Origin of the sequence: Litorivivens sp. (assembly GCF_041625495.1) — a bacterium.
Taxonomy (GTDB): Bacteria; Pseudomonadota; Gammaproteobacteria; order Pseudomonadales; family Spongiibacteraceae; genus Litorivivens.
On record NZ_JBFJTH010000146.1, the window covers coordinates 1 to 9782 of the forward strand.

At 53.8% G+C, this 9782-nt stretch carries 8 protein-coding genes; 5 read left to right on the forward strand and 3 right to left on the reverse strand.

Annotation, left to right across the window (positions count from 1 at the left end; translation table 11 throughout):
• Nucleotides 1-195: 195 nt before the first annotated feature.
• From sucC to ABYP39_RS14660, 5 genes are all read left to right on the forward strand, one after another.
• A complete protein-coding gene (gene sucC / locus ABYP39_RS14640; RefSeq protein WP_372783242.1) occupies nt 196-1362 on the forward strand; it encodes an ADP-forming succinate--CoA ligase subunit beta in 1167 nt (388 codons plus the stop codon).
• Between the two features lie 3 nt (nt 1363-1365).
• Entirely contained in the window at nt 1366-2238 is an 873-nt protein-coding gene (gene sucD, locus ABYP39_RS14645) for a succinate--CoA ligase subunit alpha (RefSeq protein WP_372747879.1), read from the forward strand.
• A gap of 236 nt (nt 2239-2474) precedes the next feature.
• Nucleotides 2475-4505 (forward strand): transglycosylase SLT domain-containing protein, encoded by a 2031-nt coding sequence (locus ABYP39_RS14650; protein WP_372783244.1) that lies wholly within the window; start codon nt 2475-2477, stop codon nt 4503-4505.
• A gap of 104 nt (nt 4506-4609) precedes the next feature.
• Complete coding sequence (locus ABYP39_RS14655; RefSeq protein WP_372783246.1) at nt 4610-5356, forward strand: AAA family ATPase; 747 nt, start codon at nt 4610-4612, stop codon at nt 5354-5356.
• A gap of 163 nt (nt 5357-5519) precedes the next feature.
• Entirely contained in the window at nt 5520-6515 is a 996-nt protein-coding gene (locus tag ABYP39_RS14660; RefSeq protein WP_372783249.1) for a GGDEF domain-containing protein, read from the forward strand.
• 28 nt (nt 6516-6543) lie between these two features.
• Here the strand turns inward: ABYP39_RS14660 and ABYP39_RS14665 are convergent, their stop codons facing one another.
• The 3 genes from ABYP39_RS14665 to acs form a co-directional block, all read right to left on the reverse strand.
• Nucleotides 6544-7341: a transglutaminase family protein gene (locus ABYP39_RS14665; protein ID WP_372749306.1), complete on the reverse strand. Its 798-nt coding sequence runs from the start codon at nt 7339-7341 to the stop codon at nt 6544-6546.
• A 226-nt stretch (nt 7342-7567) separates the two neighbouring features.
• Nucleotides 7568-7912, reverse strand: coding sequence for a hypothetical protein (locus ABYP39_RS14670; RefSeq protein WP_372783251.1), 345 nt, complete (start codon nt 7910-7912; stop codon nt 7568-7570).
• Nucleotides 7913-8471: 559 nt separating this feature from the next.
• On the reverse strand, nt 8472-9782 hold a 1311-nt coding region (acs, locus tag ABYP39_RS14675), incomplete at its 5' end, for an acetate--CoA ligase (protein ID WP_372783253.1).

Consider the following 9782-nt stretch of genomic DNA (forward strand, 5'->3'; position numbering starts at 1 on the left):
GCAAAGAGAGGGGGAGAGGGCCCGAATTGGTTGATTAATAACCAGCCTGTTTGGGCTTTAATTTGCGATAGTCGTCATTTTCAGGGAAAATACGCGCCCAAATTTTGCAACTATCGCAATATTTTCGAGGGAGCAGGTCACGCACTGACAGGATGAGATCTGCTTTAAGTTCCACAGACCGAGACGGTAAAAATCATGAACCTTCACGAGTACCAGGGCAAACAACTCTTTGCCGAGTACGGCCTGCCTGTATCAAAGGGTTTTGCCTGCGATACACCAGAAGAAGCAGTAGAAGCCGCCAAGAAAATTGGCGGTGATCAGTGGGTAGTTAAAGCCCAGGTTCACGCCGGGGGCCGCGGTAAAGCGGGTGGTGTGAAGTTGGTCAGCAACACTGACGACATCAAGGCCTTCGCTGAAAAGTGGCTGGGTAAAAACCTGGTGACCTACCAGACTGATGAAAACGGTCAGCCCGTTTCCAAAATTCTGGTTGAATCCTGCACGGATATCGATCAGGAATTGTACCTGGGTGCCGTGGTAGACCGTTCTACCCGCAAAATCGTTTTCATGGCGTCCACCGAAGGTGGCGTTGAAATCGAGAAAGTTGCGGAAGAAACGCCGGAAAAGATTCTTAAAGCCATTGTTGATCCGCTGACTGGCGCGCAGCCCTACCAGGGCCGTGAACTGGCGTTCAAACTGGGCCTGAATGGCGCCCAGGTTAAGCAGTTCGTAAACATCTTCCTGGGCCTTGCCAAACTGTTCCAGGAAAAAGACCTTGCGCTGCTGGAAATCAACCCGCTCGTTATCACCAGCGAGGGTAACCTTCACTGCCTGGATGCCAAGCTGAACATCGACAGCAATGCCATGTACCGCCAGCCCCAGCTGAAGGAAATGCACGACCCTTCGCAGGAAGACGAGCGTGAAGCGCATGCCGCCGAGTGGGAGCTGAACTACGTTGCGCTGGATGGCAACATTGGTTGCATGGTTAACGGTGCTGGTCTGGCCATGGGCACCATGGACATTGTGAAGCTGCATGGCGGTGCGCCGGCAAACTTCCTGGACGTGGGTGGCGGTGCTACCAAAGAGCGCGTTTCAGAAGCGTTTAAAATCATCCTTTCTGACGAAAGTGTTAAAGCCGTTCTGGTTAACATCTTCGGCGGTATTGTCCGCTGTGACCTGATTGCCGAAGGCATTATCGGCGCGGTTGAAGAAGTTGGCGTAAAAGTGCCTGTTGTTGTCCGCCTTGAAGGCAACAATGCCGATCTTGGCACCAAACTGCTGGCAGAATCCGGCCTGAACATCATTGCTGCAAACGGCCTGACCGAAGCTGCCGACGCAGTTGTTAAAGCAGCAGCGGAGGGTTAATCAATGAGTATCCTTATCAATAAAGCCACTAAAGTAATCTGTCAGGGTTTCACCGGCTCGCAGGGTACCTTCCACTCCGAGCAGGCTATTGCCTACGGCACCAAAATGGTCGGCGGTGTAACGCCCGGTAAAGGCGGTCAGGAGCACCTGGGTCTGCCAGTGTTCAACACCGTTGCAGACGCGGTTGAGGCTACTGGCGCAGAAGCCTCGGTAATTTATGTGCCGGCTCCCTTCTGTAAAGATTCCATCCTGGAAGCAGCCAACGGCGGTATCAAACTGATCGTTTGTATCACTGAAGGTATTCCCACGCTGGACATGCTCGAGTGTAAGGTCAAGTGTGACGAGCTGGGTGTACGCCTTATTGGTCCTAACTGCCCAGGCGTTATCACTCCCGGCGAGTGCAAGATCGGCATTATGCCCGGTCACATCCACCTGCCAGGCAAAGTGGGCATCGTGTCGCGTTCTGGCACTCTGACCTACGAAGCAGTCAAGCAGACCACAGACTTCGGCTTCGGTCAGTCTACTTGTGTCGGCATCGGTGGTGACCCGATTCCGGGCTCCAACTTCATCGATATTCTGGAAATGTTCCAGAACGATGAGAAAACCGAAGCTATTGTCATGATCGGTGAGATCGGTGGTACCGCGGAAGAAGAAGCGGCGGCCTACATCAAAGCGAATGTGACCAAGCCTGTGGTTTCCTACATTGCCGGTGTAACAGCACCTCCAGGCAAGCGTATGGGCCACGCCGGTGCGATCATCTCCGGTGGTAAAGGTACTGCAGATGAGAAGTTTGCTGCCCTGCAAGACGCGGGCGTTAAAACCGTGCGTTCACTGGCCGATATCGGCAAGGCACTGCAGGAAGTAACAGGCTGGTAATTCCGGCAGTTACGACATAGAAAAGGCGGCTTCGGCCGCCTTTTTTATTGTCTGTCACTCTGTGGCGTCAATTCAGTGGTGAGATGCTTTAAGCCCCGTTAGCCGGGTGTTTCAGTGCCTCTAGACAAGCCTAGAGAAATACCTGTCTCAGCTGTTGAGTCCCCCTCGGCAACAGCCTATAGTCGGTGGATATTGTGGTGGTGATCGCCATTAACTCAAAAGCCAGGGGGGCTGAAATGATAAACCGAGGGCTGTGCTGGAATAGTGGCAGAGTACGAGAAATTCTTCTCATCGCTGTGATGTCGCTATACGCCGTTCAGAGTAGCGCTAATGTGCCTCTGGACGACCAGCGAGCACTTTTCCGTGAAGCGGTAACCGACGCCAGGGAGGGGCGTGTAAACGAGGCGACCGCTGCAATCACGGCGCTTGGTGATTATCCTCTGGTTCCATACCTGCAGCTGGAACTGTTCAAGGCGAAACTGTTTGCGTTGTCTCACGACGAAGCAAAGGCTCAGCTCAACGAGCACGCCAATTCGATTGTCGGCTCCTACATGGAGCGGGCCTGGGTGACCCGGCTGGTGCGCAATCGTAATTGGGAGGCCTTTTTGCAATTCACCGGCAGTACGCCGCCCGGTGGTCTGCAGTGTGAGTACATAACTGCGCTGCGCGCCACAGGTCGCGATGCTGATGCAGACCGTTTTACCCGCAAGCTATGGAATACCGGTTACTCACTGCCGGAACGCTGTGACACGGTGCTGGCAAACTGGCTGTATCGGCTTTCAACCGAACAGAAAGAAACGGTTCATTGGACTCGGGCCCGCCTGGCATTGCAGCAGGGACAAAGCGGCCTTGCCGAATACCTGCTGCGCGATATTCAAAAGGCGGAACTCGCCCGGGACATTCTTACCAAGCCAGATTTACTTTATCAGAAAGGTCACGTGCTTGAGGTTAACGACTTTAATCGCTTGCTGGTGATTCACACGCTGCAGCGGCTCGCCGCGAAAGACTTTCAAGCCAGTAACACGCTGTGGCATCAGCTCAACCTGCGTTTTCAGTTTACAGCCAAGGAAAACTACGCACTGCGCGATCGCTTTGCCCGAGAGATCATTGCCGGTGGTGCTGATTTCGCCCGCAATTGGCTGGATGCCAATGATCGCCAGTTTGAAGACCACTATCTTACTGAGTGGCGGGTGCGGCTGGCTTTGAAAGATCGTGACTGGGAGGCGGTACAGCGTTATATCGCTGCCTTACCGGAAAATGTTCGCCACAAAGCTGACTGGAAGTATTGGTGGGCTCGGGCCGATATTGAACAGCATCAGCGCATGACCCCTCAAGCCAAGGCCGTGCTGAATGCGCTAGCCAGTGAACGCGGTTATTACAGCTTTCTGTCAGCGGACCTGCTGCGCAAGAAATACCAGCTCGGCGGCGAGCGCACGGTTAACACCAAGCTGATTCCCGAGGTGGAGAATCTGCCGGGCATGTTGCGTGCCCGAGAGTTGCATTGGCATGGGTTTGTCGCCAATGCCGACACCGAGTGGCGACGCGCGGTGCGCTCCCTGAGTCAGGAGCAGCAAGTGGCCGCTGCGCAAATGGCGCTCGACTGGGGCTGGTCAAACGCGGCCGTGTTGACGGCACTGCGTGCTAAGGAATGGGATGACCTGGAGCTACGCTTTCCGCTGGCCTTCCAGGAAACGTTCGAACAAAGCGCCAGCAATGCCGGAATAGAGCTCAATTGGGCCTATGCGATAGCTCGTCAGGAGAGCGCATTTGCCGAACACGCCCAATCGCGTGTTGGTGCGCGTGGCGTGATGCAGTTAATGCCTTCAACCGCGCGCGGCGTTGCCCGTGACATGGGGCGCGCCTATCCTACTCTCGGCGATTTGCACACGCCCGCAATCAATATCGAAATGGGCACCTACTATCTTGGGCAATTGCGCAAGGAGTTCGGCGGTAACCACATATTGGCCACGGCCGCGTACAACGCTGGCCCGCAACGGATAAAACGTGTACTGGAGCGGCAAACGGAAGTGATACCGGCCGATATCTGGATAGAAAACCTGCCCTATGGTGAAACCCGGGAGTACATCAAGAATGTACTGGCCTTTAGTGTGGTATACGGACTTAAACTGAAAGGCTGTAAATCTCCAAGTGTGCAAACCGGCTGCAATGCCTATGGAGACGGCCGCTATGCGGTTATCGCGCCAAATCTGTATGTTGCCGACAAAGACGCAAACACCGATGGCGCGCGGCGGGCAGAGGACCTCTAACGCTACGGCTTTGTAACTGGTAATATTAACGATTATTTCTCCGGCGCAAGCGCTGCGCCGGGTGTTCGTTATGGGAGTGCCGGCAGGCAGTATCCAGCCAGCTTATGAAAGTTACCCCGTCAGTAACACGCGCCACCGTTCCCGCTGATGCCCTTGTATCTATTCGGCAGCTCAACGCCTGTCGTATACTGGTCATCAACAGCAAAGGCGGCGCTGGTAAGACCACTGTTGCAACCAATCTGGCGGCCTGGCTGGCAGCACGTGGCGAACAGACAACGCTTATCGACTCAGATCCGCAGGCGTCTGCCCAGCAGTGGGTAAAATCCCGTAACTCTACGTTGCCCAGTGTCTACGGCGTCCACTTGGACAGCACGGCAAAAACTACGCGTAGTTTTCAGTGGCGCGCGCCGCGTTCTACGCGCTGGCTGATCACCGATTCAAGGCCCGGCCTGAGTGGCGCTGACCTCAATGACATGGTTGCCGACCACGACCTGCTGGTCATACCTGTATTGGCTTCAGATATTGATATACGCGCCAGCGCGCGCTTTATTGGCGAATTGCTGCTTACGCCTATTATGCGTCATAGTCGGCGGCCGGTGGTTGTTGTGGCAAACCGGGTAAAGCGGCAGACCAAAGCCTGGGAGCGGCTGCAAAAATTCCTTATCAGTCTCAACATTCCTTTTCCCGCAACCTTGCGAGATACCCAAAATTACGTGACTGCCTTTGTTGAAGGGAAGGGTATCGGTGATTTTCCAGCGCATAAAACGCATCGAAGAGATCAGGAAGACTGGAAAATGCTGTTGGAGTGGTTGGAAGGGGAGTGTGTAGCGGTGAAATCCTCGGTGAAATAACGGCAATATTTAGTGGTGGGCGCTAGCGCCACGCGTCGCGCTGTATTGGGGTGTCAGTAGGTATAAGCACTGATGTACCGGCGACGTCGACGGTCAATAATGCACTCTACAATCATTGTGTCTGCCACGTGGCCTTTGTCGCCTGTAGCGGCAAGGATATAGCATGAAGTCTCCCGGGCTGCCTCGCGATGAAACGACCCGCCTGGCGACGCTACACTCTATCGATATACTCGATTCCTCTCCCGAAGAGCGTTTTGATCGGCTGACTCGACTCGCGCAGCGCATGTTCCGCGTACCGATTGCACTGGTCAGCTTGATAGATGAAGACCGGCAGTGGTTCAAATCCTGTGTCGGTCTCGATGTCGCAGAGACACCCCGTGATATTTCATTCTGTGGACACGCTATACTGGGCGACGAAATTTTTCTCGTCGAAAACGCACTGCTCGATGAACGCTTTGCCGATAATCCTTTGGTCACTGGCGCTCCCCATATTCGTTTTTATGCGGGTTGTCCGCTACGCTATTTCGACGGTGGTCGATTGGGAACCCTCTGCATTATCGACACCAAGCCGCGAACGTTGGATGCGGAAGATCGGCTTGCACTGAAAGATCTGGCTGAGCTGGCCGAGCGAGAATTGGCGGCCGTAGAATTGGCAACGCTAGACGATCTTACGGGCCTGCCAAATCGGCGGGGTTTTCTGACAATGGCGCAAAAGGCCGTAAACCTTTGCGATAGGGAGTCCATTCCTGAATCCCTCGTGTTTCTCGACCTCGATGGGTTTAAAGATATCAATGATCGTTATGGTCACGCCGAAGGTGACAAAGCACTGCTTACCTTTGCCAACTTGATCAAAAGCAGTTTCAGGAAGTCGGATATCTGTGCAAGGTTGGGAGGCGACGAATTTGCCGCGCTGCTGCCTAAAGCGACCGCTGCACTAGCGAAGGAATCGATCGTTCGTCTTCGGGAATCAGTGGCAGAACACAACGCCAAAGCCCAAGCCGGCTATGACCTTGCGTTCTCGGAGGGGATTGTCGAGGTTGATCGCGGTTACAACACCACCATAGAGGCGTTGTTGTCGCAAGCTGATGCAAAAATGTATCGAGAAAAACGAAAATCCGCCTCAGGCGCAGATGTCTATTGTGCACCCCACCGCGAATAGTCCCCCAAACCTTCCCAGCACAGCACAATCAGTAAGTGGGGGCGTTAATACGCTCTAGGGTTACATTCATTGTGCGCAACTCAACCGGATCGCCAAACTGCGTGTAGATGGCCACATCTGCGGCGTCTCGGCCGTAGGCAATGGCTATTCGCCCGCCTTGAACATTGGGCTGGGTTGGGTCAAAGGTATACCATCTGCCGCCCACATAGGCTTCAAACCAGGCATGTAAATCCATTGGCTGAAGGTTCTCCAGGTAGCCCACCACCAATCTGGCCGGAATAGAGAGTGCGCGACAACACGCAATGCCTAAATGCGACATATCGCGACATACAGCCTGTGATTGTTCATTCACCTCGCAGGCGCTGACAATAAGCTGTCCCGACCCCGGCGTGTATGCAATGGTTTGGCGAATGTATTCCACAATCGCGCTGCATTGATCGTAGCCGGGTGCTACGCCTGCTGTGATGGAGGCCGCCAGCTGGGTGCACCGATCAGACTCGCAAAACCGGCTGGGATATAAGAAAGGTAGTGTTTCCTCGGGCAACTGCTGCACCCCAATAAAATGCGCGCCGGGCGCTATATCGGCGGCTTCTGCTGTTTCAACATCAAACGAAGTGAACACAGAAAATGGCCCAGCCGGTGCTACCAAACGCTGGCACAGATTTCCAAAAGGATCTGTAAATTCAATCGCTGAGACGCTGGGGGTTAACAGATACTGTTCGCGCCCAACCCACTGCTGCCAGCCGCTGCGTGGCCGCAACGTAAAAATAAAGGGAGTGGCAACTTGGCTGTAGAACTCAAGCAAACAGGTGGCACGCATCCACATAAAACACCCCAACCGCTGCGGAGCTGAATTGGCTTCTACTCTACCATCCTTGTAGTAGCTGCTGATACCGGTAAAAAGCGTTTAAAAACACAACTGAGAGAAGCGTTACCCTGTCCATTCAACGCCGGTAGCGTAGGGCTGGCGATACCTCGACGGTATAGCACCGAGCCAATTGCCACACATGTTGCTATGCAAAGTGCGTTACGCAATGCTGTTTTGTAAGGTATCAGTCACCCCAGAACTTCCACCACTTCTTACGGTTTGCGTCTCTGGATTCCTGTCCCTTAGCGGAGCCCTTATTCAGCTCCTTTTGTTCCTGCTCAGATTTCTTGGCGCGCTGCTTGTCTGCCCCCTTTAATTCGTCAGACTTTTTGGCTTTGTCGGCTTTCTCCATCTTTTCTTCCATGCTGTGGATACCTTCTTCAATATCCTCGGTGGCATCCTGTATGGCTTTACGGGCTTCTTTTTGCTCGGTCGTCTGCTTGCTTTTGCCTGCCCAATCGGGTTTTTCAGCAAAGGCGGCCGGTGTAAGCAGGGCCGAAATGCACAGTGCTATAGAAAGTATTTTCATTGATTGCTCCTGAAGAGTGTTAATAAAACCTGCCTTAAGAGCTGAGAAAGGCGCTACAGATTATGCGCACACGGCTTTGTCAGGTTAAATGAATAAAAACCACGATTAATGTGTTAACCAGAAAGATTATAGCCTAGTGCGCCAATACAGAATTGAATTATCCCCAACGTCACGACGTGTCGGTTCTTGAGTGATAAGTAGGAAAAGTGAAGTAGGCAGCAGTATTCATTAGCTGAGATGTACTTGCTCGTGATTATCCGAAGTCGGGACGTATTAACCGAGTAATTAAGTTCCGAGGCTTCTTTAATTCGTCTCACGTGCAGCCCCATTTTATAGCACTAGCGTATGGCATTAACCCGGGCTTAAATTCCAGGCTAAAACCTGTATCGCTAGTTTTGATACGGTGCTTGAGTTCGTATTGGGGGTTGAGCGGGGTAGTGCTAACGCGGTGTGAATGGTTTTTACAACGTCCAGGTTGCCCAAGTCTTTCAGCTTGGTGGTAATGGGTGAGGGGTTTAGTCCCTCACCCTGTTTACCTTCCCAAACGGGAGAAAGATGTCTAACGATTTAACCGGTTTTCGATAAGTTCGTCCACGACTGCTGGGTCTGCCAGTGTGGAAGTGTCGCCAAGGTTATCCAGTTCGTTGGCCGCTACTTTGCGCAAGATGCGACGCATGATTTTGCCCGAGCGGGTTTTTGGCAAACCGGGCGCCCACTGGATTAAATCCGGTTTGGCGATGGGGCCAATTTCCTGTACACACAATTGAACAAGCTCCTTCTTCAGTGTGTCGCTCGGTTCGTTTCCGCTGATGAGAGTGACATAGCAGTAGATGCCCTGGCCTTTTACATCGTGAGGGTAGCCCACCACGGCGGCTTCTGCCACGGCTTCGTGCAGTACCAGTGCGCTTTCCACTTCGGCGGTACCCATGCGGTGGCCAGACACATTCAATACGTCGTCAACGCGACCGGTTATCCAGTAGTAACCGTCTTCATCGCGGCGGGCGCCGTCACCGGTAAAGTAGTAGCCGGGGTATTGGCTGAAGTACGTGTCGATCAATCGCTGGTGATCACCGTAGACCGTGCGAATCTGGCTGGGCCAGCTGGCTTTGATGACTAGATAGCCGGAGCCGGGGCCATCAATTTCCTTGCCGTCCTGATCGAGCAGTGCGGGCTGCACACCAAAAAAAGGTTTAGTGGCTGAGCCCGGTTTGGTGGCAATGGCACCGGGCAGGGGAGTGAGCATCTGGGTGCCGGTTTCGGTCTGCCACCAGGTGTCGACAATGGGGCAGCGTTCTTCGCCCACGATGTGGTAATACCATTCCCAGGCTTCGGGGTTGATGGGTTCGCCTACCGTGCCCAGCAAGCGCAGGGATTGGCGCGAGGTTTTGGTGACGTAATCGTTGCCGGCGCCCATCAACGCGCGAATGGCGGTGGGTGCGGTGTAGTAGATATTTACCTTGTGTTTGTCGATAACCTGCCAGTGGCGAGAGGCGTCAGGGTAGGTGGGTATGCCTTCAAACATGACCGAGATGGCGCCGTTGGCCAATGGGCCGTAAACAATATAGCTGTGGCCGGTAACCCAGCCGACGTCCGCGGTGCACCAGTAGATGTCGCCGTCGTGGTAGTCGAAGGTGTATTTGTGGGTGATGGCAGCTTGCAGCAAATATCCGGCGGTTGTGTGCAATACGCCTTTGGGTTTGCCGGTAGAGCCTGAGGTATAAAGAATAAACAGGGGATCTTCCGCATCCATCCATTCCGGTTCGCAGTCGCTAGCGGCATTTTGGGTGACTTCGTGGTACCAGAGGTCGCGGCCATCGTGCCAGCCTATGTCGCCGCCGGTGCGTTTGACTACCAGACAGGTTTCGATGGA